Below are 25217 nucleotides of genomic sequence, written 5' to 3' on the forward strand. Positions count from 1 at the left end.
ACAGCGCTTGAATGATGGGTCGCATGAGTGTTGATGACCCCGATCCGGTGGCCCTCGCCCTGCGCCTCGTCGTCGTGGCCCTCGGTCTCGGCCTGGTCGTGCTCGGCGGGCGGGTGGCGGTGACGCGACGGTTTCCGGTGGCCTGGGCGCGGGTCGCCCACCTGACGGAGACCCAGCGGTCCGAACCGCTCCGCCGCGGCGGGTCGCTCGCCCTGATCGGGGCGAGCGTGCTCGTCCAGCAGTTGCCGTTCCTCGTGTCGGTGCCGCACGCGGTCGGACGCGCTCTGTTAGCGGTGGCGCTGCTGCTCGTGCTGGGCGCGGCGGCATGCTGGGCCCTGGTCCGGCGTTGAGGGGCGGGGCCGCGGAAAGACCGGCGGGGCCCCGGCAAAAGCAAGATCCCCACCTGCGTTTCCGCTGGTGGGGACCTCTGTAGCCCGGCGAAAGGCTATGTGGCCAGGGGCGGGGTCGAACCGCCGACCTTCCGATTTTCAGGCACGTGCATTTCCGCAGTTCAGAGCGCCGCACGGTGCCGCCGTGCGATCGTCGTGCGACTAGCTCCGCATCGTGATGTGCCGGGGCAACCGTGCGACATCCCCATGCGCGGCGAGTTCCGACAGCGCCTTTGCGATCTCGCGGTCACGCCCGTCAACGGCGTGCAGGTACCGGCGAGCGGCAGCCATAGACGAGTGCCCGAGTCGCTTCATCAGGTCAGCCAGGGTCGCACCAGTCTGCGCGGCGAGGGTCTGCCCGGTGTGCCGTAGGTCGTGGAAGGTCAGGCCATCAAGGCCCACTTGCTTCCGCGCCCGGACGAACGCCTGGTACAACGTGTTGCCGCGCAGCGGTGATCCGTCACGGCTCACGAACAGCCGGTCAGAGCCGGCGTACTCGTCCAAGTGCAGCCGGACCAGCGGCACGACGTGAGGCGGGATGGCGATGGTCCGCTTACCCGCATCCGACTTGGGATCCTTGTCGAACGCTCGGCCAGGAGCGTGCAGGGGTTCAACCCGAGCTTTCCGAACGGTGATCGTGTGCTCGGTCAGATCTACGTCGGAGACGCGCAGGCCGGCGATTTCACCGCGCCGGAGGCCGCACCAGGCGGCGATGAGAACAGCGGTGCGGTAGCGAGGGTTGATGGCATCGACCAGGGCGACGACCTGAGCGGGGGTGGCGACTGGCCGTTCACTGGCGCGGACAGTGCCGGCGCCGGGGATCTGGCACGGGCTACGGGCGATGATGCCCTCACGCACGGCGGTGTTCATGACCATGCGCAGGAAGCGGTACGACTGAGAGATAGAGGTGCGGCCACCGTTGCCACGCAGGGCGGCAGCATGCCACTCCCGAACCCGACTCGCCGTGAGGTCACGAAGCGGCACGTCGACCAGCGGCACCAAGTGCAGACGCAGGTTCCGTTCGCACGTCTCCCGCCACCGAATGCCGATCTTCGGGCTGTCCCGCAGGATGGCCCGCGCGTAGTTGCCAAACGTTTCCGATGCCGCACGGTCGTCCAACCAACTACCACGCGAGATGTCTGCCTCCACCAGCGTCAACCAGCGGTTGGCATCAGTCTTCGTCTTGAAGGTCTGCGGCGCGTTCTGCCGAGCACCACCATTAGGCGGCACGAACGAGGCATGGAAGCGACCCGAGGGGAGCTTACGGACGTACCCGAACTGACGACGCTTGCCCATCAGGCCACCGCCCTTCCATCCGACCATGCAACGGTGACCGGCTCCACCGTGCCGGCGGCGATGAACTCAGAGAGGGCAACCTCCGGGATGCGGACGTGGTGGCCGCCGAGCTTGACGTAGCGGATGCGCCGCTCAGCGATGAGCCGGCGGGGGAATCGCTCGGTGGTGCCAAGGCGAGCCGCGGCTTCCTTAACCGTCAGCAGCTTTTCCACTCGGTTGCCTCCTTCCCGGTCGGGTCCGTGGTGATGGTTGCCGAAACGTCGGGCGGGTCGGCGGCAGCACGTCTCGCGGCGTCGAGCTGGACGCGCCATTGGATGCGTTCGGAGATGGCCCGCAGCACTCGGTGCCCGAGCGGGGCGACGTCGGGGTCGGTGGGCTTGGCGAGTTCCCAGGCGTGCCGCTGTTCGCCGCCGGCCGGCGCGGTGACGGCGTCGGTGGTGACCCCAAGGAGGGCTTTGACCCAGTCGCGGCGGTCGGCCCGGTGGTCGGTGAGGGTCTTGCCGGACCACTGGCGGGAGATGAGGACGCGCCGCCCGCCGATGCCGAGGGTGTCCCGCTTGTGGACCTTGTTCTTGCAGTTGCCCGGCCGCAGCCCAGGCCGCGCCTTCTTTGGCTGGACGCCGTAGAGCAGCCAGTTGGCGCACCGCTCGGAGCACGGCGTGTGCCGCAGCTCTTGCCAGAGCCGTTCCAGGTGCGCCCGTTGCCGGCCGGAGGTCGCGTCGTGGCAGTCGGCGGCCTGCTTGGTGAGGTACTTGGTGATGTACCCGACGCACCGGTCAGCGTCCTTGCTCCCGGCGAGCACACCCTTGGCGTCGACCTGGACCCCGAAGCGGACCACGTGCACCGGGGTGGCGTCGGGGTCGGCGTCGACCAGGTCCAAGGCGTCATCCCACGACGGCAGCGACCGCCCGGTCTCCGGATCGGTGTAGCCGGCGGCGTCGGCGTCCCACGGCGGGCCCTGGCCCGGTTCGTAAACCCGCACGTCGACAGGCGGCCACCACACTTGGTGGTAGGTGGCTGCGGCGACCTGGCGGACGAGGGCGCGGGGGATGGTGCCCCGGATGGCGAAGTGCGCGTGCGGGGCCAGCCGGCGCTGTGGCTCGACGGCTCCGGCGTACTGGACGTTCCAGCCGACCGCGCGGCGCAGGTTCTGCCAGAACCGATCCAGCAGCCGAGGGAAGTGCACCGCGTCCCACGCCGCTCGGCGGTAGTCGTAGGCGTCGGGGTCGACGGGTGTGCCGTCGGAGTGGACACGGCCGTAGGAGCCGAGTGTGAGGGTGAGGAACATCGACGGCCGGAACAGCATGCCGTCACGTCCTTCGAAGGTCCGGCCGATGGTGCGGTTCTCCACCGGCAGACGGGGCAGGTCCGGCGCGTCCTGCCGCCGCTTGGTGGAGCGGACCCGCCGCTTGCCGTCGCCCTCCTGGTCGTCGTCGGTGGCGTGCGGCGGGGCGGGACGGCCGCGCATGCCTTCGGTGGTGATCTGGCCTTCCAGCTCCGCGATCGCGTCGTCTAGGTCCGCGACCTGGTCCCACTGCGAGGCCCGCGCGGCTTCGTCGCGGGCGAATTCCAGGTGAGCGCGGGCGACGATCAGCCCGCGTTGCGCGTCGGTGGCCGGCTCGGGGCCGGGGTCGGGTTCGTCGTCGCGGTGCCAGCCGTCCCGGATCTGCTGCTGGCGCAGCCGGCGGGCACGCTTCGCGCAGGCCGGGCACTTGGCTTCCTGGGTGGCACCGCAGGGCATGTCGATGACTTCGGTCTGCCCGGTGTCGAGGTCGGTGCGGCGCAGGGAGACGGGTCGGGTGCAGACGCCGTAGTCGGTGGCGAGGTCTTTGACGACGTCGACGGAGCGGGGCATGAGCATCCGGGCGGCCCGGGAGCCCGGCCTCGGCTCCACCACGGGGGCGGGGGCGGGGGCGAGGCCGGGCAGCGGGGTGACGGTCATCGGCCCACCCCGACAGTCGGGGTGAGGTCGCGGACCCGCAGGGCGGGGCGGGGGTCGGCGGTGGTGCTGGTGTGGTCGTCGCGCAGCGGGTCGAAGGCGACGACGCCGGCCCGGGTGGTCTTGGCCCGGTACATGGCGGCGTCGGCGTCGGCCAGGGCGGCGGCGAGACCGGCGGGGCTGGCGGGGGCGAGGCCGATGCTGGCGGTCACCGACACCGACACCCCGGACGGCAGAGCGACGGGGGCGGCGATGGCGGCGGCCATCTGGCGGGCAGCGGTGGCCGGGTTCGGGTCGAGGAGCAGGGCGGCGAACTCGTCCCCGCCGAGCCGGGCGGCCACACCGTGGATGGTGCGGAGCCGGGAGGCGACGGCGGTGAGGACCAGGTCCCCGGCGGCGTGGCCGTGGGTGTCGTTGACGGGCTTGAAGCCGTCCAGGTCGACCACCAGCACCCACGGCCGCAGCGCGGCGAGCTGCTCCCAGCCGGCGGCGAGGCCGGCACGGTTGGCGAGCCCGGTCAGCGGGTCGCGCAGGGTGGTCCGTTGCAGGGTGGCGAGTTCGTAGCGGGCGACGTAGAGCCGGTACTGATCCCAGGCGAAGAGGGCGAGGCAGGCGGCGAAGAGGACGCCGGAGAGCAGGTTTTCGGTCATCGGGTCACCTCTCCGATCAGCGGGACACCATTGCGGCGAGTGAAGGCAGCCGGCGACACCGGAGCCAGCGGAGCGACTGGAGCCGGGGCGACCGGGGCGGGACGGGCAGGCTCGACCGGGACCAGGGCGACCGGTTCCGGCGTAGGAACGGGCAGAGTCGGTTCGACCGCAGGGACGGGCGGGGTGATCGGGCGGGCGGGCGACGGCGCAGCCGGCGGAGCGGGTGCCGTAGTCGGGGCGGGTTCGTCGGCCGGGGCGGGGGCCGGGGCGGTGGCGAGGACGAGCTTGGACAGACCCATGAACGCCAACGCCGGGACGGCGGACAGCAGCCACCCGGACAGGCCGGGCTTGGCAACGGCGAGCTGCGCGGCCAGGGAAAGAGCGACGGCGGCGATGAGCAGGAACATCGGATACCGGATCGAGGCACCAGCGCGGCGACGGCGGCGGATGGTCAGCAAGGCGGCGACCGGGACGAGTTCGGAGATGACGGCGTTGGCCCAGCCGAACCACTCGCCCGTGCCGGCCGGGCTGTTGTCGAGGGTCCAGTCTTTGACGTGGGTGAAGGAGGCGGCCCCGGCGAAGCCGGCGACGAGCAGGAGGATGACGACGAGGACCAGGCCCTCGATCCGGTCGGCGCGGGTGGCGGTGGGGTGGGGCTTCATGCGGCACCTTCCAGGATCTCGCCGTCGATGACCCGCAGCCGGCCGTAGGTGTGTGCCATGTCGCGGATCTCGTCATCGGTGAGGTAGGAGAACCGGACCCGCATCGGCGTCGGGTCACCGTCGATCACGACGAACCCGACACCGGGCAGGCTCTGGGGGATGCGGTCACACAGCGCGCCCCGGTCCCGCATCCCTTCCCCGAGGACCAGGTCCACCTGAGCGGCTTCGGCCAGCCGGAGGCCGATGCGGGTCGGGAAGAGGTCGCGGAACGGCAGCACCTCTTTGCGTGGGTCCTGGATCGCGGCCAGGACGTGGACGCCGACCGCGCGGCCCTGGCTGAGCAGGATGGACAGGGCGGCCTTGATGCGGTCTTTGAGCTGCCGGTCGGTGAGGTAGGCGGTGAGGTTGGCCAGCTCGTCGATGACCAGGACGATCAGCGGCTCGTCCGGTGTCGGGGTGTGCTGGCGGGTACGGCCGTAGAGCTTGGCGGCTCGCCGCTTGGCCTCGGTGGCGGCTTCCTCGATCAGCTCGCACATCGCCGCGTAGTCCTTGCAGGCGAAGCGGGAGAACATCGGGGCGCCCATGCCGAGTTCCATGCCGCCCTTGGGATCGAGGCCCCAGATCTGCACGAGGCCGGAGGTGACGCCGTTGGCGAGGGAGCGGACGACGGACCAGATGACCGAGCCCTTCCCGGCTCCGGTGGCGCCCACGACGAGGACCTGTGTGCCGAACAGCCGCAGGTCGTAGCCGTCGCCGTCCTCGCGCTTCCCGACCGGCAGGGCGGTGAACTCCGGCACCGCCGGCACCGGAACCGGCCGGACCAGCTTGGCGAGAGGGTCGCCGCGGAATAGGTGCAGCAGCACCACATCGGGCCGGGGACCGGGTGCGGCTTTGACCTGCCGGACACCGAAGGTGTGGGCGAGGCGTTCCGCCACCTTGGCGAAGTCGTCGGGGATCTGCCCAGTCACCATCCGCACCGTCACCACGTCCACGCCCGAGGCGCACCGCACCTTCCGCAGCACGGGAAGGACGGTGTGCGAGTCGAAGGAGACGGCCAACTTGGCGGTGACCATGGCGGCGTGCCAGTTGCGGCGGTAGACCATGCGGCGGTAGCGGGACAGGACCGGCCACCAGCCGAACCGCAGCCACGACCCCCGATGCGCGAACGCCCACACCGTCGACACCAGCGCCACGGCTGTCACCACGGCGGTGGGGCCGAGCCACCCGAACCGGAGGTAGAGCCAGCCGAAGAAGACGGCCGGGGTGGTGACGTACCAGAAGCGGATGAGCACGAGGACCAGGCGGCCGAGGGCTTTGGCGGTCCACCAGGACAGGGCCAGCCACATCGGGATGCGGACGAACGGTGTACGGACGTTGATCGGAGCGCCCTCGATCCGGTCGCCTCGGATCACGTTGACCAGCGGCATGGCTCAGCCCTCCCGCATGGTCGCGGCGGTGGTGAACAGGGAGCCCTGCCCCGGGGTGCCGGCACGGCGGATCACCCGGCGGCGCACCGGTATCCGGGCCGGGGCGAGGGCGGTGAGGTTGACCGGGCCGGACTCCGGGGCGGGGACGTAGCGGGTCATGGTCGGCAGCCACCGGCCCCGGCCGAGGACCGCCCGCAGGTCGACGCGGTCGGCCACGTGCGGGGCGATCAGATCGGGGTCGAGGTGCCGCAGCTTCACCACCGTCCGAGCCAGAGCAGCGGCGGCGGCCGAGATCTCGACCAGGGCGGCGACGCGGACCGCGTCGGACGGGACGGTGGTGTAGACCTCGCGGACGGCCCGGATGCCGGGGCCGGCGAGGCGCATCACGGTGCGGCGGTGGGTGGTGCGGCGTGGGGCGGGGCGCGGGTTCCCGACGATGCGGGCAGCGTCAGCTAGCGTGGGCATCAGCCCAACTCCTTCCAGGGAGAACGGGTCAGGGCGCGGGGCGGGAATCGTCTTGGCGGAGGAGGCCCGCCCCGCGCGTGCAGTTCTGGTCAGGCCGCCTGCTTCGGCGCGGCGACGGTGGTGGGCTCGGTCATGGCGCCGGCGCGGATCGACCACGCCTGACGCGCCCGGCACTTCCCCGAGCCCTTGCACCGCTGCGAATCGACGTACGGGGTGAGGGTCACGTCGGTGAACTCCACCGCCGGCGGGTAACCCGGGATCTTCGACGCCGGCGGCACCGGCTGGACCGGCGCGGCGATCTTCACCTTCACTTCCTTCGACCCGCCGAACTTCCCGGCCTCCGGGTCCAGGTCCAGGACCTTGACCACCCACAGCCGCTCGCCGGTGTCCTTGTCGCGGGCCTGGTCGTCGCCCTGGCCGCGCTTGTCAAAGTCCGTCACCGGCTCCACCCCCAGGCACAGCGCACCCGCCGGGAAGACGTAGTCGAACGGAACCGGAACCTTGATCGAGTTGGGGACCATGCCCAGACCTCCTGTTGAGTCGGCCGGCCTTCCCGGCCCTTGACCGCTTCGCCGCCGGGCTTCCGGCGTAGTTCGATAATGCTCGCTGTCTGACGCATCGTCAAGCAATTGCGCGCAATTGCTCTAGACTTGGGTCTGCCAGGTTCCGTCACCCGCACCAACTCGCCCCGGTTGTGCAGTCAGCGACCGGGGCGATTGCGTGGAGATGCGCAGCAGTGCAGCATCGAGGTATCTGCGTCGCGGGGCGCAGCGATGGAAGGGGCCTGAGGATGCAGAACCTGGAGTTCCTGTGGAAGGACGTCAGCTCCGGCGGCGGCGGCTGCCCGGCGCTCTACAAGACCGAGGGCGGCTACGTCGTCCAGGGCATCAAGCTCGATGACGAGACTCGTGCGCAGCTCCGCCAGCTGGCGGACAACGAGGACGGCGTCTTCGTGCCGGCGAACGTTCTCGACCGCCTGCGCGAGATGGGCTGAACATGGGAGCACCGCTCACCGACGACGAGTTCGCCGACCAGCTCCGCACGTTCGATCACACCGCGTTCCGGTTGGAGCTCCAGCCGGCGTACCTGGAGCCCAGCGAGCACGACACGGTGGCGAGGTTCTTGGCAGGCGACCCGGAGCCCCCGACTGAGGTTCCCGGGCTTGCCGCCTGGTTCGGGCAGATCACCGAGTTGACGCAGCAGGGCAAGCGGATCGAACGCGTGCGGGTGCACGAGGACCCGCCGACCGACTACCAGCGGTGGGAACGTTGGATCGGCCGGTGGAACGTCGAAGCCGGCGAGGATATCCACTACCTGACGCGTGCGAGAGCCCATGAGATCGGCTTGCTACCCGCAGCCGGCGACGTCGACTGGTGGTTGCTGGATTCCAGCCGACTGATCATGATGCGGTTCGACAAGGTCGGCCACCGAATCGGCAACGAACTGGTGACTGACCCGACGGCCGTGGTGCAGGCGTGTGCGTGGCGGGACCTGGCAGTCCACTACGCCGCTCCGACCGACGCGCGGAGCACAGCCGCCTAGCACGAGGAAGTCATGCAATGAATCCGATCGAAGAGTGGCTGACCCAGCCCGAAGGACTGGCCGATCGCCTGCGTGCCCTGCGCACGCAGGCCGGCCTGTCCGGCAAGCAGCTCGCCGACGCGAACGGCTGGGCACCGTCGAAGGTTTCCCGACTGGAGAACGGCCGGCAGATGCCGGCGCCCGCCGATCTGTATGCGTGGGCACGCGCCTGCGGTGCCGATGAAACCGCCGCGCAGGGTCTGGTGCGGATGCTCGACGAGGTCCAGGCCGCGCACCGCAGCTTCCGCCGCCGGATGCGTCAGGGCCAAGCCGCCGTCCAGGACAGCTACAACCAGCTTGTCGCCGAATCGCGCCTGGTCCGGCACTTCGAGACCGTGTACGTACCCGGGCTACTCCAGACCGCCGACTACGCCCGCCGCGTGCTCACCGAGATGGTCGAGCTGCACAACCTCGACATCATCGACGTGGACGCCGCCGTAGCCACCCGCATGCAGCGCCAGCACCTCCTGTACGACACCAGCAAGCGGTTCGAGTTCCTACTAGCCGAGCCCGTGCTGCGGTGGCTGCTGTGCCCGCCCGACGTCATGCGCGGCCAGCTTGACCGCCTACAAACCGTCGTTGGCCTGCCCAACATCCGCTTCGGCGTACTGCCGTTCGGCGTCCAGCTCGCCACGACGCCGCAGAACTCATTCCAGATGTACGACGACGTAGCCATCGTTGAAACCTTCGTCGGCGAGACGACCCATCGAGATGACGAAGCCGCGGCGTACGCCAAGGCCATCGAACGACTCTGGAACGAGGCTGCCACCGGCGAAGACGCCCGGCGACTCATCGTTCGCGCAGCTCAAGAACTTGCGAACCAATGACGTCAGACCGAGCTGAACCCGATCGTTCAATAGGCCGCGCCTAACCTACCTGCGCCGGCCTCCAACCAGCTGAAGCACAGGCCTTGCGGGGGTGGCTTGTCCACCCCCTTCTAGCACGACTGGCACCAACCCGAAGACATGCTTGTTCAGTTCTGAGCTGTGAAGGTGCACTTCGTCCGCGAGCGAGGTGCGTCCCTTCTCCTGTCGCAATGCGGCGAAAACCTTGCTGAGTAGTTGTGAAGTCTCTCGGGAGATCCCGCCGATTTCGTTCTTCCGGTACCCCAGCTGCGATAGCTTCTGGGCCGCTACCTTGTATTTCCAATCGCTCAGCAGGCCAAGTTCGTGCAGGCGATAGGCAAAGGCAAAAGCCGAGACCTTCCATCGCCGCTTGGCGACAAGAATTTGATCGGGTGTTGATGCAATTGACTGAGCCAATAGCCCTGACCGTGGCATAAGTAAGGCGGAAGCAAATCTGTTCGCTTCGTCCTCGGCTTCTGTTCCATAGGCGGCTCTATCGCCGCCATGAAGTACAAGGTGACCCAACTCGTGAGCCGCATCAAACCGTCCGCGCTCACCAGATTTAGTGGTGTTAAGGAAGGCGAACGGCGTACCCCGTCGGAAGATCGAGAAGGCGTCCACGCTGATGCAGTCGGAGGCAAGCGAGAAGACGCGCACACCGTTCGCTTCGAGCAAATGAACCATGTTGGGTATTGGTTGTTCGCCTAGCCCCCACAGCCCTCGCAGCCTGCTCGCAGCTTGCTCGGGGTCGACCCCGGCGAGATTGGGGACCCTCATCTCGGGCAGCCTAAAGTTGCTCTCGATCCATGCATTGACGGTCATTGAAATCTGACCAGCAGCTATCGCCGACTCTCGGTCGATAGCGGTCATTTTCGACAGAGCCCGGAAGCTCACCGCCGGTAACGGGATGTCGTCAATCTGGTATTGCGAGAAAAAGCTCGTAGGGAAGTCAAGTGCCCTCGCGAGTGAATCCAGTGTCTCGATACTGGGCTGCTTATGGCCGTTCTCGAAGGCCGTAATGCTTCGTACCGAGACACCGGACACGGCGGCAAGATTGGCCAGTGTCATGCGACGCCTCCTACGACCAACCACAAGTCGTGACGGCGTCAACACTCCTGGCTCCCTTCTACATGGTTGGCTGCTCAGCCAGCGATTCTCTCAACATACACGTCCGGACCTTCGCCGTCTGGGCCGTCAGGGATGTCGAGGTCGACCTCGATCCCGCCGCCGCCCGACGGAGGAATTGGGCCGAAAACGATGTGCTCTTTCCAGCGGTTGACGGTCTTTCCGGCCATGTCGGTTGGCAACGACAGTTCGGAGACGATCCCGTCGATCGTCCACTTGTAAAGCAGGACCCAGGTGGGGATTAGCCCCGGCTCGGGTCCTTGCCCGATGTCGTCGAACAGCGGAAGCGGCACCGCGTTGCGGGGCCCGCCGAACACCGACCAGTTGTGCCGAACAAGCTGGGCAATTGCGGCACCTTTTGGGTTCTTGGTCTTCACTCCACGGCCGTGCGCGAGCCCGACGTCCCCGGTTCCACTCAGGGCGGTTACGGCGAAGGAGCCATCGGGGTGGATGGCGCGCAGCACGTTGTCTCGGTTGGTCCATGACCAGCCGCGGGGTATGACCTCCTCCCGGAGGTATCGGTTCGAGCGCGTCCAGAAGACGAAGCCCTTGGCTCCGGGCGAATCAAGATCGGTGCAGAGCAGCGCATCTGCGCTCGCCAAGTACAGGGCTTGTTCGATGTCTCGGCGCGTAAGTCCAAGGTCGGCAAGGCGGGCGTCCGCCGCTTCGCCCTCGTACCAGACCTCGCCCTCGTCAAGCTGGTGATCTTCCATGTATCCCTCCCTCAGGTTCCAAAAATCCTACCGCCAAGGAGGTCAGATTTTTGGAACCCACGCGGCGGGCGTGTCGGATTGCAAGATCTTAGAACGAGCGTTCGACGGACGCAAGCGGACCTCATGTCTCATCGCGAGGCGAGAGGCGGAGCGTGAAGACCGGCAGCAGCCTAACCGGCGTTGCCGAATTCCGCTCTATCAGATCAAGGCGGCCCGCAAGCGGGCCGCGCCGGCCGCGCTCGGCCTGCTGGCGGCGCAAGCGCCGGCATCGGCCGGCGCGCCGGCCGATAGGAGCTGTGCCTCCGGCGGGGGCCAGACGACTCCGAGATGGAGTTGCCGAACGGCTCCGGTGGGTGGGTGGTTGGGGAGCTGCCATCCCGTCTACCACCGACCCAGGCAAGCCGAGCAGGCCAGGGCCAGGGTGCCAAGGTCGTTCGTCCGGTAGGGCGCTCCACCTTGTCACCCTGGCCCTGGCCCGCTCCACGGAGTGTGGGTCGGCGGCAGACGAGATGGCACCTAGCAGGCGGGAGAAGGTCTACTTCTTCTTCAGCGCGTCATACGCTGCGGCTCCGAGCGCCCCTAGGACAATGCTGGACAGCATGGTGTACGGGACTTCTAGCATGTCTGCGACGTCTGGTCGTTCCGTCTTGAGCGTCACCCAGGCGTAGGAGACCAGGAACCAAACAAGGCCAACGGTTGACCATGCGACGACCGGCTGCCGTAGCCAAGCGCCGAACTCACGCAACGACTCTGCCCAGATCGATAGCAGAGCGACATCGGAGTTCATCTGCCGGTCGGTCTGCACGACAGCCTGTTCCAGGTCCTGCAAGGCGGTATCGATGGCCGTGGCATAAAGGCTCTGCGGGCTCGTCAGCGCGATCCGGTAGGTAGTGCTGGTGTCCAGGCTGCCCAGCACGGCGCGGAGTTGAGTCTGCTGTGCCTTTAGGAGCGCGTCAAAGCCTGTTGTGGGGATGCGGAACTGGAGCCGTTGTGCGGCGGCGATGTCCTTGAGCTGGGCGCCGATCCGGGTCTGCTGTGCCTTCAGGAGCGCGTCAAAGCCTGTTGTGGGGATGCGGAACTGGAGCCGTTGTGCGGCGGCGATGTCCTTGAGCTGGGCGCCGATCCGGGTCTGCTGTGCCTTCAGGAGCGCGTCAAAGCCTGTTGTGGGGATGCGGAACTGGAGCCGTTGTGCGGCGGCGATGTCCTTGAGCTGGGCGCCGATCCGGGTCTGCTGTGCCTTCAGGAGCGCGTCAAAGCCTGTTGTGGGGATGCGGAACTGGAGCCGTTGTGCGGCGGCGATGTCCTTGAGCTGGGCGCCGATCCGGGTCTGCTGTGCCTTCAGGAGCGCGTCAAAGCCTGTTGTAGGGATGCGGAACTGGAGCCGCTGACCGGCGAGGAAGTCCCAGGATGCGCCTTCGGACAAGTGCGCCGCTCCCCCCATCGAGATCTTGCTAGGCCTCGAACGATGCTACCGCTCCGCGCAGCACCCCAGCCGGCTGTGAGCTGGCCGGAGCAAGAGTCACTTGCTCGGCCGATGCCGAGGTCAGGCGATCATCCCCGCGATCACTAGCAGGAAGGCACCGACTAGAGCTGCTGCAAATGACTCCTGTACCCGGCGATGCTTGGTGCAGGCAATCTTGCTCATGACGACCAACTGCCGGCTGAGCATTGGCAGGGGGTCAAGATCCCGCAGCGCCTGCTCCAAGGGCTCTGGCGACCAGTGCTGAAGGTGGCCGAAGTAGATGAAGTTGGAAGGCCACTCGGTCGGGACGTTCTTGTTCCGAGTTCGTGGCATCACCACGAGCACGGAGAGGACCACTGAGACAGCCAGGAGACCTGCCCCGGCCCAAAAGATCAGGAGAGGCCATACGCCCGTGAGGTTGCCGAACCTAGAGCCTGAGTTCGACAGACCAACCGCTCCTGCCAGCACGGCCGACTCGATCGTCAGGGCAAACGAAGCCTTGGCGTCTACCTTGCCTGTCCAGTCAACGAGAGCGGCATGGATCTTCCAAGCAGTCTCGGCCGGATCAGTGGAGGTCACGGCTTCCACTGCCAGGACGAGCGGTAGACGGTGACCGACGCGCCGCCAGCATCTTGGCTGTAGGGGCCATCCCACATGATCTCCTGGTTTGGCTTCCCAGGATTCTTGTACTTCACCTCGTCCTTAAGGCGGCGGAACACGTCCGAAGTGATGTACGAGGCGTAGGGCCAAGCCCTCACGTCACTCAGCTTGGCTGCCACGTTCGGTGGGCGGCCGATTGAGACCAGGTCGTTGTCCTCGTTCCGTACCCCGCCACGCACGATCAGCGCGGTGCCGGATGCCACGCCGACGCAGTGTTGGAGCTCGAAGCCCTTGCTCTTGAGCGAGGTAAGCCTCGCTTCGAGGGCAGGCCTGACGATCTCCTTCACCACGTAGTTGATGTTCAAGGCGCACCGTGCAGCCTCGCTGTTCTTCGACCCGCCCATGAAGATCGCCATTACACGATCCCCGTCGAAGCTGCGGATCTGACCACCGCGGAACTTGATGACGCGGCATGTCGCGTCCAAGTACGCACGGATGACCTTTGCCGCTGTCCTCGGGGCAAAGTCTCTTGCAAGGCCTGAGGAGTTGGCCATATCCGCGTAGAGGTAGACCGCATCCACCTCCACGGCCCCGTTCTTCAGGGTCACCGTGTCTGTGGTCGGCACCACAGTGCCAGTGCGTACGTTCCAGTCAGCGTTGACGACCGCCCCCACAGCGGCGGTGATGTCGTCTGTCACGCCCATGCTGTCCTCAGTTCATGAAGTTGTGTGCGATCCACGTGCGATAGGGGCCGGCGCACGAGGGATCGCGAGGGGCAATCACGGTCATAGCCGACAAGATCAAGAGGCCCCCAGACAGCACAACGCCGACCGGCGTTTCCGCTGGTCGGCGTTGCTGTAGCCCGGCGAAAGGCTATGTGGCCAGGGGCGGGGTCGAACCGCCGACCTTCCGATTTTCAGTCGGACGCTCGTACCAACTGAGCTACCTGGCCGTACCGCTCGGAACATCGTACCCGCGAGGGTATCTGCTCCGATACGCAGAACGCCGCGCAAACCTCGCGCGGCGCAGCGCTTGCGGTCCTGACGGGACTTGAACCCGCGACCTCCGCCTTGACAGGGCGGCGAGCACTCCAACTGCTCCACAGGACCTTGCTCTGTTGCCTCCGGCCGAAGCCGGACCGTGCCCCCAACGGGATTCGAACCCGTGCTACCGCCTTGAAAGGGCGGCGTCCTGGGCCGCTAGACGATGAGGGCGGCCCCGCCATCATTGCACACTCGCAACTTCAAGCGGACTTGCTCCCATCCGGCCCCGCCGGAGGCATGGAAAGCATACGTGATGATCGGCTGGCCGACCAAATCGGTATGGCGCGGTGCACAGGCGGACGCATAATCGCAGGTCAGTAGGGGTTTAGCGGAGCCGGACCACGCCGTACCGGCGCTTCAGGTCGGGGATCAGGAAGCGGCAGGCGGCCATGGTCGAGGCGCGGTTTCCCCCGCCGTCGTGCATCAGGACGACCGCGCCGGGCCCGACCGTGGTGGTCACCCGCTTGGTGATCACCGGCGGTGTGGGCCTCGCCCAGTCCTGCGGGTCGACGCTCCAGTGCAGCGGCTTCATGCCCAACTGCCGGGCCACCGCGATCTCCTCGCCGGTCCAGCGGCCGCCGGGCTGCCGGAAGAAGGGCACCTTGGCGCCCGGCGCGGCGGCCTGGATGGCCCGGTTGGTGCGGACCAGGTCGGCCCGGACCTCGGCCAGCGGGCGGCGGCCGAGGTCCATGTCGTGCCGCCAGCTGTGGTTGCACAGCTGGTGACCCTCGCGGACGATCCGGGCCACCAGCTGGGGGTGCCGCTTCACCTGGACGCCCACCACGCAGAAGGTCGCGGTGACGTGCGCGGCCCGCAGCTGGTCGAGCAGCTGCGGCGTCCACGCCGGGCTGGGCCCGTCGTCGAAGGTGAGGGCCACCGCACGCACGCCGGTGCCGCGGCGCAGGCCCGCCGGGAGCTTCTTGGGCAGCGGCCGCAGCTTGGGCGGGGGCGGCGGGGTGCTCCGGACGGGGCGCGGGGGGCCGCTGGGCGTCGGCTCCGGCTTCGGCCTGGACGTCGGCTCCGGCCCGGCGGGGGCCGGTGTGCCGGAAGCCGGAGCGGCCGGGGCGGGGCCGCCGGCACCGCTGCCGACGCCGCGGCGGACGGGGTCCCCGCAGCCGCTCAGGGCGAGCAGCAGGCTGAGGCAGATCGCCGATACGGCGCGTGAAGTCATGTTCGCTCCGGAGGGGATCGGTGCGCGGACCGATCCGACGGTAATGGACGGAGCGTGACGTTTGGTAGATCCGTTCAGCCTGTCGTGGTCTGGTCCAGAGAATCCCTTACGGCCACGGCGAGCGACACCGCCTCGGCCAGGTCCACCGGCCGAACCACCCCGGCGGGCAGCATGTCGGCCCGCCAGCCGGGCCCGGCGGCCAGCACCAGCAGGGGCCGGCGCGGGGCGGCGAGCAGGGCGGCGAGCTGCCCCGGGTCGGCGGTGGCCCGGGTGTGCGACCAGACCACGACGGCCGCGGGACCGGTCCGGTCGACCGCGTCGACCAGAGCGGGAGTCGGCACCCGTGCGCCGAGCATCCGGTACGCGACGCCCACCTCGGCCAGCGCCGCGCCGAGCGCCTCCAGCGGCAGGGTGTGCTGTTCCTCGTCGGCGCAGGAGAGCAGGATCCGGGCCGGCCCGACGGCCGGGATCGACCGGGCTACCGTGGCGAACGCCTCGGAGACGCACCGGGACATCAGGTGCTCGACCTCGATCAGCCCGGCGGTGGCGGCGTGCCGCTCACCGATGCCGGTCAGCACCGGGCGGAGCAGCCCCTCCCAGGTGGCCACCACCCCGTCGGTGGCCAGCGCGTGCGCGATGGCCTCCCCGATGGCGGCCGAGTCGAGCCGCATGGCGGCCCGGGCCAGCCCGCGCGCGGCAGGCCCGGCCCGGCCCACCGGAATGGTCAGCCCACCGCCGTGCCGGGCCGGGCGCAGCCGACCGGACCCGGCCAGGTCGGCCGGGTCCACCGCGGGCGCCTGGCGGGCCCACCGGGCCGCCTCGGCCGGGGTCACCCCCTCCGCGGTGAGCTTGCGCATGATCTCCAGCCGAGCCAGGTCGGCGGGCGTGTAGCGCCGGTGGTGGCCGGGGACGTGCTGGCTGGGGCCGAGACCGTACCGCTGGTGCCAGGTGCGCAGCGTGGTGACCGCCACGCCCAGCCGCCGCGCGACGGCCCCCGCGCTCAGCGCGTCATCGGCCACCCGACCGCTCCTACGCCTCGTCGTGCGCGGAGGCGCCGACCGGCTTCGCGGCGCCGGTGCCGGTGCCGGTGCCGGTGCCGGCGGAGCGCAGCAGCCGGCTCACCACCCCACCCAGCCAGGGGGCGTGCGCGCGGGGGTCGGCGTCGATCTCCGACATCAGCCGAGCCGGGTCGACCCAGCGCAGCTCGGCCACCTCGTCGGGGTCGGGCCGTACGGTGACGTCGGCGGGCACGTCGGCGCGGAGCACGTGGTCGTACTCGAACTCCACCCGGCCGGTCGCCGGGTCCTCGGCGTAGTAGACGTACACCCCGACCTCGGTGAGGGCGACCGGCGCGGCGCCGAGCTCCTCGCCGAGGCGCCGGTTGGCGGCCTCGGCCAGCGCCTCGCCCGGCAGGGGGTGACCGCAGCACGAGTTGGCCCAGCGCAGCGGGAACCGGGTCTTCACCGCGGCCCGGCGTTGCAGCAGCACCCGCCCGTCCGGCGCGACCAGCAGCACCGAGAACGCCCGGTGCAGCCGGCCGGGTGGCCGGTGGGCGGCGGAGACGGTGGCCTCGCCGAGCGGCTGGCCGGCGTCGTCGACCAGCTCGACCAGGTGGGCCTCGCGGGCGGTCACCGGGTCACCCACGCCGCGACGGCGTTCATCGGCCCGCACCGGTGATCCGGTTGGCGGCCAGCTTGCCGGAGATCAGCACCATCGGCACGCCGACGCCCGGCTGGGTGCCGGAGCCGGTGAAGACCACGTTGTCGAAGCGACGGTGCAGGTTGGACGGGCGGAACGGCCCGGTCTGGAAGAGGCTGTGCGCGGCGGCGAACGGCGTGCCGGCGGCCATGCCCTGCTCCTCCCACTCGGCGGGGGTGATCGTGCGCAGCACCTCGACGCCGTCGCCGAAGCCGACGTAGCCGCGCTCCTCGAGGGTGCCGATCAGCTGGTCGGTGTAGCGGCGGCCGAGGTCGCCCCGCCAGTCGAACGGCGCCCGTTCGAGGTTGGGCACCGGCGCGAGCACGTAGTACGTGTGCCGGCCGGCCGGGGCGACCGAGGGGTCGGTCCGGCTCGGGTTGGTGACCAGCAGCGACGGGTCGGTCATCAGCTCGCCGCGGCGGATCACCTCGTCGAAGGTGCCCTTCCACTTGCGTCCGAAGTGGATGTTGTGGTGGGCGATCTTCTCATAGCCCTGCCTGGAGCCGACGTGCAGGACCACGCAGGAGGGCGAGTAGGTGAGCTTCCGGGCCCGCCCCTCGGGCAGCAGGTCCCGGTAGGCGACCGGCAGGTCCGGGTTGAGCACCACCACGTCCGCCGGGACGAACTCCCCGTCGGTGGTCACCACGCCGGTCGCGCGGCCGTTGGCGGTCTCCACCCGGTCGACCGTGGTGCCGTAGCGGATCTGCACGCCGTGCTTCTCGGCCGCGCCGGCCATGCCGCGGGAGACCGCGTGGATGCCGCCGCGCGGGAAGAACACCCCGGCGACCGAGTCGAGGTACGCGATGACGCTGTAGATGGCCAGCGCGTCGTGCGGCGCGAGGCCGGCGTACATGGCCTGGAAGGAGAAGATCCGCTGGGTACGCGGGTCGCGGAAGAACTGGTTGATCTTGGTTTGGAGTCGCCGGAACGCGCCGTTGGCCAGCAGCTTCACCAGGTTGGCGGTGATCAGGTCGGTCGGGGCGTCCAGGTTGCGGTCGATGAAGTCGGCCCGCTCCCACTCCCACAGGTTGCGCGCGTAGTCCACGAAGCGCAGGTAGCCGTCGGCCTCCCGCGGCCCGCAGACCCGGGAGATCTCGGCCGCCATCCGGGTCGTGTCGGTGAGCACGTCCAGCGTCGACCCGTCCGGGTAGTACGCCCGGTACGCCGGGTCGACCGGGGTAAGGTCGAGCCAGTCGTCCAGCTCCTCGCCGACCGCGCCGAGCGCCTCGGCGATCAGGTCCGGCATGGTCAGCACCGTCGGGCCGGTGTCGAACTCGTACCCGTCGACGCTGAGCCGGCCGGCCCGCCCACCGGGCACCGGCTCGCGTTCCAGGACGGTCACCTGCCGTCCGCTGCCGGCCAGGTGCAGCGCGCACGCCAGCCCACCGAGGCCCGCGCCTACGACCACCACCCGGTCCGTACGTCCGTTCACGGTCCGCACGTGACCACCTCCTTCGCAAAGTTGCCCATCATGCCCGTCGCTTGGTCGCGGCGGTGGCGAGACCGGTCAGCGCGGTGCGCGCCGTCTCGTCGATCGACGCGGACTCCAGCGCGGTCAGCGCCTCGGTCACCCGTTCGTCGATCATGCGGCCGATCCGGTGCACGGCACCGGTGTCGACCACCAGCTCGGCCAGCAGGTCCACGTCCCGGTCGGTGAGGGCGTCACCGACCCGGTCCAGGGACCGGCGCTGCGCCGGGGTGGCGAGCTGTCGGGCCACCATCAGCAGCGCGGTCGGCTTACCGGTACGCAGGTCGTCGCCGGCCGGCTTGCCGGTGGTCGCCGGGTCGCCGTACACGCCGAGGAGGTCGTCGCAGAGCTGGAACGCCTCGCCCACGGCGAGGCCGTAGCGGGTGTACGCAGCGATCAGTGGCGCGTCCGGGGCGACGCCGGCCAGGCAGGCGCCGAAGAGCAGCGGCCGCTGGACGGTGTAGCTGGCGGTCTTGTAGCGGGCCACCCGCAGCGCCCGGTCCACCGACCAGTTCGCCGCGTCGTGCTCGCCGAGCACGTCGAGGAACTGCCCGGCCACCGTCTCGACGCGCATCTGGTCGTAGCAGCGCCGCACGTCGAGCAGTCGGGCCGGGGGCAGGGCGGCGTGGCCGAGCAGCCGGTCGGCCCAGACCATGCAGAGGTCACCGATCAGCACGGCGACGGCCTCGCCGAACCGGTCCGGGTCGCCGGCGTGCCCGGCGGCGCGGTGCCGCTCGGCGGCGGCCCGGTGGGCGGTGGGCAGGCCCCGGCGGGTGTCGGAGGCGTCCATCACGTCGTCGTGGACCAGGGCGAAGGTGTGCAGCAGCTCCAGCGCGGCGAGCGCCGGCAGCACCGGTGGCAGCGGCTCGTCCCCGCCGACCACGCCCCGCCAGCCCCAGTACGCGAATGTCGGGCGGACCCGCTTGCCGCCGGCCAGCACACAGTCCCGCGCGGTTGCGGCGAATCCGCCCATCGCTGCGTCGATCTCGCCGAGCGAGGCGACCTCGGTGGCCAGGAACCCGGCGAGGGTCTCGTCGACGGCGGTGATCAGGTCCCTGGTGAACGCGGCCAGCACGCCGCGGACCGGATCGTCCCCGTCGCCGATGCCGGCCGTCGCGACACTCAGCGCATTACCCGCAACTGCGTCGTTGGCCATGTGGGCGAGCGTACCCTAGGGTTACGAGTTGCGTCGATTGGTGCGTCGATTTTTGAGGAGAGCCGGTGGAAAACGATCTCACCGCCGCCTATGACCGAAGCCGTGAGCTGCACAGACGCCACGGTCGCACCTACTATCTCGCCACCAGGCTGCTCCCCGCTTGGAAACGGCGTCATGTGCACGCTCTGTACGGTTTCACCCGGTTCGCCGACGAGATCGTCGACCGGACCGAGGACCTTCCGCCGGCCGAGCGCGCCGCCAAGCTCGACGAGTGGGCGTCCCGCTTCCTCGCCGGCCTGCACGGCGAACCGGTCGACGATCCGTTGCTCCCCGCCGTGCTGCATACCATCGCCGTCTTCGACCTGGACCGCGACGACTTCGCGTCGTTCCTGCGCAGCATGGCGATGGACCTGACGGTCACCTCGTACCGGACCTACGACGACCTGCTCGACTACATGGAGGGCTCGGCCGCGGTCATCGGCACGATGATGCTGCCGATCCTGGGCAGCCAGGACCCGGCCGCAGCCCGGGAACCGGCCCGGCAGCTCGGCTTCGCCTTCCAACTGACCAACTTCATCCGGGACGTCGCCGAGGACCTGGACCGGGGCCGGACGTACCTGCCGGACGAGGACCTGGCCAAGTTCAACGTCAGCCGCGACGACCTGCTCGCCGCCCGGGCCGCCGGCCGCACCACCGGAAAGATCCGCGAGCTGATCGAGTACGAGGTGACCCGCGCGCAGGCCCACTACGCCGCCGCCGCGCCGGGCATCCCGCTGCTCAGCCCCGCCTCGCAGGCCTGCATGCGGACCGCGTACGCGCTCTACGGCGGCATCCTCGACGAGGTGGCCGCCCAGGACTACGACGTCTTCGTCCGGCGGGCCCTGGTCCCGCAGCGGCGGCGGATGTCGGTGGCCGCCCGCGCCCTGCTCACCCGCACCGGCACGCCCGTGCTGGTCCCCGGGCCGGCCCCCGCCCCGTGAGCGGTCGTACGGCGGTCGTCCTCTTCACCCGCGACCTGCGGCTGCACGACCACCCGGCGCTCGCCACCAGCTGCGCGGCCTTCGACCGGGTGGTGCCGCTGTACGTCCTCGATCCCGCGCTGGCCGAGAAGTCCCCCAACCGCACCCGGTTCCTGCACCAGTGCCTCGCCGAGCTGCGCGACGCGCTCCGCGAGCGCGGTGGCGACCTGGTGATCCGGCGGGGTGACCCGGTGGCGGAGACGATCCGGCTGGCCGGTGAGGTGGGCGCCGAGGCGGTGGCGCTCTCCGCCGACGTCAGCCGGTACGCCGCGCGGCGCGAGCGCCGGCTGCGCGAGGAGTGCGAGCGGCACCGGCTGCACCTGAAGCTCTTCCCCGGCCTGACCGTCGTGGAGCCGGGGGCGGTACGCCCGACCGGTGGCGACCACTACCGGGTGTTCAGCCCGTACTTCCGGGTCTGGCAGGGGGTGGACCGGCGGGCGGAGCTGGCCGCCCCGAAGCGGGTCGAGCTGCCCGCCGGCGTCCAGGTCGGGCGGCTGCCGGCGCTGCCGAAGGGCGAGTCGCCGGACGCCGCGCCGGGCGGCGAGTCGCATGCCCGGCGCCGGCTGAAGCAGTGGCTGCCGACCTTGGCCCGGTACGACGACATCCACGACGACATGGCCGGCGACGAGACGTCCCGGCTCAGCCCGTACCTGCGGTTCGGCTGCGTCTCTCCGCTGGCGGTGGCGGAGCGGGCCGGCGACCGGTCCCACCCGTTCGTCCGGCAGCTCTGCTGGCGCGACTTCTACTACCAGGTCACCGCCGCCTTCCCGGAGATCTCGACGAAGGCGTACCGGCGGGGCGCGAGCGAGGACTGGCGGTACGACGACGAGGCGATGGCCGCCTGGACCGAGGGGCGGACCGGCATGCCCATCGTGGACGCCGGGATGCGGCAGATGCAGGCCGAGGGCTGGATGCACAACCGGGCCCGGCTGATCACCGCCGGCTACCTGACCAAGGTGCTCGGGCTGGACTGGCGGCCCGGGGTGGCGGTCTTCGCCCACTGGCTGCTCGACGGCGACGTGGCGAACAACTCCGGCAACTGGCAGTGGGTGGCCGGCACCGGCAACGACAGCCGCCCCTATCGCAGCCTCAACCCGGTCCGGCAGGCCGAACGGTACGACCCGGCCGGCGACTACGTCCGGCGCTGGGTGCCCGAGCTGGCCTCCGTCGCGGGCAAGGCGGTGCACCAGCCGTGGCGGCTGCCCCCGGAGGAACGCCGGACGCTGGACTACCCGGCCCCGCTGGAGGTCCCCGGCGCCGACCCGGTCTGGATGCGCTGATCCGCCCGCCGTCGCGCTGTCCGGCCAGGCTGTCCGGCCAGGCTGCCCGGCCGCGCTGCCCGGCCGGGGTGCCGGGCTGCGGTCGGGCTGGCCGCCTACGGCCGGGTTTGCCTGCTGAGTGTCACCGAGCGCGACGGCCGGCCGCCCCGCCGACCTGTCTTCACCCCCCTTTGCTCTGCTGCCACCCGCGCAACAGTCACCGAAAGTCACCCTGCAGTGGCGGTCGTGAGGTTCTCCGGACGGTTGAACCTCAGGTCAGCACCGTGTTGCGTCGATGGCAGCAGAGCAAAGCGGGGGAGGAGGGAACGTGGGCCCCGGCGGCTGGTGACGCCAAGTGATCGGCGGTGCCCGTCACGGAAGGTGAGGTGGGTGCGGGTGGGCGGCGACGCCCCGGGCCGCGGCGGAAAACTCGGGGACCGGGCCGCCGTCCTCGACGGGCTCGTCGCCGGCGACGGCGGGGCGACGGCGGGGCCGACGGCGGGGGCGACGGGCAACCCGCTCGGCTGAGGCGGCACCGGCAGGAAGCCCGTCACAGGCAGGAGTGCAGCGCCTCGACCAGGTCATCCACCCGGTTGTGGGCGGCCAGCCGGACCAGGTCGGGGGAGAGCAGGCGTACGCCGTCCAGGGTGCCGCCGGACAGCAGCCCGCCGTAGAGCCGGGCCAGCGCGGTGGCTGTCGCGTGCAGGTTCACCGCCGGGATCTCCCCGGCCCGCCACGCCACCCCGGACGGTAGGCGGTGAGGATCATTACGGGCGGGGGAATTCCGGGCGGGCACGGTGGCCGGCGGCCGGGCGGTACGCAATGCTGGCAAGGTGACGGAGCCGGAGATCGTGGACGTGGTCGTCGTCGGGCTCGGCGTGGGCGGCGAGGAGGTGGCCGGGCGACTCGCCGAGGCCGGCCTCGACGTCGTCGGCGTCGAACGGGACCTGGTCGGGGGCGAGTGCCCGTACTGGGGCTGCATCCCGAGCAAGATGATGATCCGGGCGGCGAACGCCCTGGCCGAGGCACACCGGGTCAACGAGCTGGCCGGCTCGGCGGAGGTCCGGCCGGACTGGGCCCCGGTGGCGAAGCGGATCCGCGAGGAGGCCACCGACACCTGGGACGACCAGGCGGCGGTGGACCGGTTCATCGGCAAGGGTGGCCGGTTCGTCCGCGGCGCCGGGCGGCTCGACGGCCCCGGCCGGGTACGCGTCGGTGACCAGGTGTTCCAGGCTCGGCACGCGGTCGTGCTGGGCACCGGCACCCGACCGTCGGTGCCGCCGATCGACGGGCTGGCCGACACGCCGTACTGGACCAACCACCAGGCGATCGAGGTCGAGAAGCTGCCGGCCACGCTGCTGGTGCTCGGCGGCGGCGCGATCGGGCTGGAGCTGGCGCAGGTGTTCGCCCGGTTCGGGGTGCGGGTGACGGTGATCGAGGCCGCCGACCGGGTGCTCGCCGTGGAGGAACCCGAGTCGTCGAAGGTGGCCGCGGCAGCGCTGCGCGCCGACGGCGTCACCGTCGAGACGGGCGTCAAGGCGGAACGGGTCAGCCACGACGGCTCGGCCTTCACCGTGCACGCGGGCGGCGGGTCGTACACCGGTGACCGGCTGCTGGTGGTCACCGGCCGTCGGGCCCACCTGGAGGAGCTGGGCCTGGACAGCGTCGGGGTGGACGCCAAGCAGCGCTACCTGCCGGTGGACAGCCGGATGCACGCCGCCGACGGGATCTGGGCGGTCGGCGACCTCACCGGCGAGGGCGCGTTCACCCACATCGCCATGTACCAGGCGGCGATCGTCGTGGCCGACGTGCTCGACCACGTGCGCCGTGCCCAGGGTGGGCCGGACGCCAGCGGCACCGCCAGCGTGGTCGGCGGCGCGGCCGGCGTGGTCAGCTCCGTCGGCGGGGCGATGAGCGCCGGCGGGTCGACCGTCGCGCCGGGCAGCGTCCCGGTCGCCGACTACCGGGCCCTGCCCCGGGTGACCTTCACCGACCCGGAGGTGGGCGCGGTGGGGCTCACCGAGCAGCAGGCCCGGGACCGGGGGATCAACGTGCAGATCGGCTTCGCCGAGCTGTCGTCGTCCACCCGCGGCTGGATCCACAAGACGCCCGGCGACGGCTTCATCAAGCTGGTCGCCGACGCCGACCAGGGCGTGCTGGTCGGGGCCACCTCGGTCGGTCCGGCCGGCGGCGAGGTGCTCTCCGGGCTGGTCGTGGCGGTGCACGCGTCCGTGCCGATCAGCCAGCTCCGGCACATGATCTACGCGTACCCGACGTTCCACCGGGCCATCGAGACGGCGCTGCGCGACCTCAGCTGAGCGGCGCGGGGTCGCCGTGGCGGCCGGCACCCGCGGCGAACCGGGCCGCGCCGGCCGCCGCGTCGGTGGCCAGCGAGCCCATCCCGTACGTCAGCTCGACGGCGAGCGCCTCCGGCTCCGGCCGGCCGGCGGTGGCGAGGACCGAGGCGCGGTCGTTGCGCAGGCAGGTCTGCGGGTGCCGGGCGATCTCGGCCGCGAGCCGTTCGGCCGCCGCCCGCGCCTCACCCGGCGCGACCAGCCGGTTCACCAACCCCATCGCGTACGCCTCGTCGGCGCCGACGGGCCGGCCGGTGAGGATCAGGTCCATCGCCCGGCTCTCGCCGATGAGTCTCGGCAGCCGGACCGTCCCGCCGTCGATCAGCGGCACCCCCCACCGCCGGCAGAACACCCCGAGCGTCGCGTCGGACTCGGCGACCCGCAGGTCGCACCAGAGCGCCAGCTCCAGGCCGCCGGCCACGGCGTACCCGGAGATCGCGGCGACGACCGGCTTGGACAGTGACATCCGGGTGGGTCCCATCGGGCCGTCGCCCTCCGGTTCGACCCGGTTGCCGCTGGGCGTACCGATGGCCTTGAGGTCGGCGCCCGCGCAGAACGTGCCGCCGGCCCCCCAGAGCACCGCGACCGCTGCCGTGGGGTCGGCCTCGAAGGCGCGGAACGCGTCGGCCAGCGCCCGCGCGGTCGGGCCGTCGACGGCGTTGCGGGCCGCCGGCCGGTCCAGGATCACCGTGGTCACCGGCCCGTCGCGTTCCACCCGTACACCCATCGGGACAGCATGCCCGGCGGGCGCGCCCGCCCGCCACGGCCCGATCGGACCGGGCCTGCCGGCCGGAGCGCGACCTCGGTCCGGGGCCGGCCGGGCCTGGCCCGGGTGTGCGCCGTGCCTACAGACTTGAGAGCGTGAACGACTCAGAGGCCGGGCGGAGCCGCCCGG

Annotated in this window: 28 protein-coding genes and 3 tRNA genes; 8 read left to right on the plus strand and 23 right to left on the minus strand. The window is 70.5% G+C overall.

Annotated elements, in window-relative coordinates; translation table 11 throughout:
- Positions 1-23: 23 nt before the first annotated feature.
- Complete coding sequence (locus GA0074704_RS03935; protein WP_157743588.1) at positions 24-350, plus strand: hypothetical protein; 327 nt, start codon at positions 24-26, stop codon at positions 348-350.
- Between the two features lie 201 nt (positions 351-551).
- On the opposite strand, the gene GA0074704_RS03940 is transcribed toward GA0074704_RS03935, so the two are convergent.
- From GA0074704_RS03940 to GA0074704_RS03975, 8 genes are all read right to left on the minus strand, one after another.
- Positions 552-1685 carry a tyrosine-type recombinase/integrase gene (locus GA0074704_RS03940; RefSeq protein WP_088969233.1) on the minus strand — a complete coding sequence of 378 codons (1134 nt, stop codon included), beginning with the start codon at positions 1683-1685 and terminating at the stop codon, positions 552-554.
- On the minus strand, positions 1685-1897 hold the full coding sequence (locus tag GA0074704_RS03945) for an excisionase family DNA-binding protein (protein WP_231926753.1): 213 nt from the start codon (positions 1895-1897) through the stop codon (positions 1685-1687). Before GA0074704_RS03945 ends, GA0074704_RS03940 begins: the two co-directional genes overlap by 1 nt.
- Positions 1882-3627, minus strand: coding sequence for a replication initiator (locus GA0074704_RS03950; protein ID WP_157743589.1), 1746 nt, complete (start codon positions 3625-3627; stop codon positions 1882-1884). The genes GA0074704_RS03945 and GA0074704_RS03950 overlap by 16 nt, the downstream gene beginning before the upstream one ends.
- The gene (locus tag GA0074704_RS03955) at positions 3624-4274 is read right to left on the minus strand and encodes a GGDEF domain-containing protein (protein WP_088969235.1); all 651 of its coding nucleotides are present in this window, start codon (positions 4272-4274) and stop codon (positions 3624-3626) included. The genes GA0074704_RS03950 and GA0074704_RS03955 overlap by 4 nt, the downstream gene beginning before the upstream one ends.
- Positions 4271-4936, minus strand: a complete 666-nt coding sequence (locus tag GA0074704_RS03960; RefSeq protein ID WP_088969236.1) for a DUF2637 domain-containing protein — start codon at positions 4934-4936, stop codon at positions 4271-4273. The genes GA0074704_RS03955 and GA0074704_RS03960 overlap by 4 nt, the downstream gene beginning before the upstream one ends.
- Positions 4933-6363, minus strand: coding sequence for an FtsK/SpoIIIE domain-containing protein (locus GA0074704_RS03965; RefSeq protein ID WP_088969237.1), 1431 nt, complete (start codon positions 6361-6363; stop codon positions 4933-4935). The genes GA0074704_RS03960 and GA0074704_RS03965 overlap by 4 nt, the downstream gene beginning before the upstream one ends.
- Before the next feature lie 3 nt (positions 6364-6366).
- Positions 6367-6828 (minus strand): hypothetical protein, encoded by a 462-nt coding sequence (locus tag GA0074704_RS03970; RefSeq protein WP_157743590.1) that lies wholly within the window; start codon positions 6826-6828, stop codon positions 6367-6369.
- 89 nt (positions 6829-6917) lie between these two features.
- Complete coding sequence (locus tag GA0074704_RS03975; RefSeq protein WP_088969239.1) at positions 6918-7349, minus strand: hypothetical protein; 432 nt, start codon at positions 7347-7349, stop codon at positions 6918-6920.
- Positions 7350-7618: 269 nt separating this feature from the next.
- On the opposite strand from GA0074704_RS03975, the gene GA0074704_RS03980 reads away from it, so the two are divergent.
- The 3 genes from GA0074704_RS03980 to GA0074704_RS03990 are packed head-to-tail and all read left to right on the plus strand — an operon-like array spanning position 7619 to position 9236.
- Positions 7619-7822, plus strand: coding sequence for a lipid A biosynthesis lauroyl acyltransferase (locus GA0074704_RS03980; protein ID WP_088969240.1), 204 nt, complete (start codon positions 7619-7621; stop codon positions 7820-7822).
- Between the two features lie 2 nt (positions 7823-7824).
- Positions 7825-8370, plus strand: a complete 546-nt coding sequence (locus tag GA0074704_RS03985; RefSeq protein WP_088969241.1) for a DUF6879 family protein — start codon at positions 7825-7827, stop codon at positions 8368-8370.
- A gap of 17 nt (positions 8371-8387) precedes the next feature.
- The gene (locus GA0074704_RS03990) at positions 8388-9236 is read left to right on the plus strand and encodes a helix-turn-helix domain-containing protein (protein WP_088969242.1); all 849 of its coding nucleotides are present in this window, start codon (positions 8388-8390) and stop codon (positions 9234-9236) included.
- Positions 9237-9281: 45 nt separating this feature from the next.
- Here GA0074704_RS03990 and GA0074704_RS03995 read toward each other — a convergent pair whose 3' ends face one another.
- From GA0074704_RS03995 to GA0074704_RS04055, 13 genes are all read right to left on the minus strand, one after another.
- Positions 9282-10367: a helix-turn-helix domain-containing protein gene (locus GA0074704_RS03995; RefSeq protein ID WP_088969243.1), complete on the minus strand. Its 1086-nt coding sequence runs from the start codon at positions 10365-10367 to the stop codon at positions 9282-9284.
- Between the two features lie 29 nt (positions 10368-10396).
- Entirely contained in the window at positions 10397-11092 is a 696-nt protein-coding gene (locus GA0074704_RS04000) for a hypothetical protein (protein ID WP_088969244.1), read from the minus strand.
- A gap of 535 nt (positions 11093-11627) precedes the next feature.
- Positions 11628-12533, minus strand: coding sequence for a hypothetical protein (locus tag GA0074704_RS04005; protein WP_088969245.1), 906 nt, complete (start codon positions 12531-12533; stop codon positions 11628-11630).
- A 102-nt stretch (positions 12534-12635) separates the two neighbouring features.
- Positions 12636-13133, minus strand: a complete 498-nt coding sequence (locus GA0074704_RS04010; protein ID WP_088973430.1) for a Pycsar system effector family protein — start codon at positions 13131-13133, stop codon at positions 12636-12638.
- Positions 13130-13852, minus strand: coding sequence for an adenylate/guanylate cyclase domain-containing protein (locus GA0074704_RS04015; RefSeq protein ID WP_197697591.1), 723 nt, complete (start codon positions 13850-13852; stop codon positions 13130-13132). The genes GA0074704_RS04010 and GA0074704_RS04015 overlap by 4 nt, the downstream gene beginning before the upstream one ends.
- 180 nt (positions 13853-14032) lie before the next feature.
- Positions 14033-14106: transfer RNA gene (locus GA0074704_RS04020), tRNA-Phe, on the minus strand.
- Between the two features lie 83 nt (positions 14107-14189).
- Positions 14190-14263: transfer RNA gene (locus GA0074704_RS04025), tRNA-Asp, on the minus strand.
- A gap of 32 nt (positions 14264-14295) precedes the next feature.
- Positions 14296-14368, minus strand: a tRNA-Glu gene (locus GA0074704_RS04030).
- 154 nt (positions 14369-14522) lie between these two features.
- Entirely contained in the window at positions 14523-15368 is an 846-nt protein-coding gene (locus tag GA0074704_RS04035) for a polysaccharide deacetylase family protein (protein ID WP_088969247.1), read from the minus strand.
- Between the two features lie 74 nt (positions 15369-15442).
- Positions 15443-16387: a MerR family transcriptional regulator gene (locus tag GA0074704_RS04040; protein WP_088969248.1), complete on the minus strand. Its 945-nt coding sequence runs from the start codon at positions 16385-16387 to the stop codon at positions 15443-15445.
- A gap of 10 nt (positions 16388-16397) precedes the next feature.
- Positions 16398-17000: an isopentenyl-diphosphate Delta-isomerase gene (idi, locus tag GA0074704_RS04045; protein WP_088973431.1), complete on the minus strand. Its 603-nt coding sequence runs from the start codon at positions 16998-17000 to the stop codon at positions 16398-16400.
- A gap of 25 nt (positions 17001-17025) precedes the next feature.
- The gene (gene crtI, locus GA0074704_RS04050; protein ID WP_088969249.1) at positions 17026-18507 is read right to left on the minus strand and encodes a phytoene desaturase family protein; all 1482 of its coding nucleotides are present in this window, start codon (positions 18505-18507) and stop codon (positions 17026-17028) included.
- A gap of 28 nt (positions 18508-18535) precedes the next feature.
- Complete coding sequence (locus GA0074704_RS04055) at positions 18536-19690, minus strand: polyprenyl synthetase family protein (protein WP_088969250.1); 1155 nt, start codon at positions 19688-19690, stop codon at positions 18536-18538.
- Between the two features lie 65 nt (positions 19691-19755).
- On the opposite strand from GA0074704_RS04055, the gene GA0074704_RS04060 reads away from it, so the two are divergent.
- The 3 genes from GA0074704_RS04060 (at position 19756) to GA0074704_RS29635 (ending at position 22496) form a co-directional block, all read left to right on the plus strand.
- Positions 19756-20670 (plus strand): phytoene/squalene synthase family protein, encoded by a 915-nt coding sequence (locus GA0074704_RS04060; RefSeq protein WP_088969251.1) that lies wholly within the window; start codon positions 19756-19758, stop codon positions 20668-20670.
- The gene (locus GA0074704_RS04065) at positions 20667-21989 is read left to right on the plus strand and encodes a cryptochrome/photolyase family protein (RefSeq protein WP_088969252.1); all 1323 of its coding nucleotides are present in this window, start codon (positions 20667-20669) and stop codon (positions 21987-21989) included. The genes GA0074704_RS04060 and GA0074704_RS04065 overlap by 4 nt, the downstream gene beginning before the upstream one ends.
- 375 nt (positions 21990-22364) lie before the next feature.
- Entirely contained in the window at positions 22365-22496 is a 132-nt protein-coding gene (locus tag GA0074704_RS29635) for a hypothetical protein (RefSeq protein WP_269458913.1), read from the plus strand.
- Between the two features lie 22 nt (positions 22497-22518).
- On the opposite strand, the gene GA0074704_RS04070 is transcribed toward GA0074704_RS29635, so the two are convergent.
- Entirely contained in the window at positions 22519-22710 is a 192-nt protein-coding gene (locus GA0074704_RS04070) for a hypothetical protein (protein ID WP_231926971.1), read from the minus strand.
- Between the two features lie 91 nt (positions 22711-22801).
- On the opposite strand from GA0074704_RS04070, the gene GA0074704_RS04075 reads away from it, so the two are divergent.
- The gene (locus GA0074704_RS04075) at positions 22802-24286 is read left to right on the plus strand and encodes a dihydrolipoyl dehydrogenase family protein (RefSeq protein ID WP_088973432.1); all 1485 of its coding nucleotides are present in this window, start codon (positions 22802-22804) and stop codon (positions 24284-24286) included.
- On the opposite strand, the gene GA0074704_RS04080 is transcribed toward GA0074704_RS04075, so the two are convergent.
- The gene (locus tag GA0074704_RS04080) at positions 24279-25049 is read right to left on the minus strand and encodes a crotonase/enoyl-CoA hydratase family protein (protein WP_088969253.1); all 771 of its coding nucleotides are present in this window, start codon (positions 25047-25049) and stop codon (positions 24279-24281) included. The genes GA0074704_RS04075 and GA0074704_RS04080 overlap by 8 nt on opposite strands.
- Positions 25050-25217 lie beyond the last annotated feature (168 nt).

It is taken from the genome of Micromonospora siamensis (genome assembly GCF_900090305.1).
Taxonomy (GTDB): domain Bacteria; phylum Actinomycetota; class Actinomycetes; order Mycobacteriales; family Micromonosporaceae; genus Micromonospora; species Micromonospora siamensis.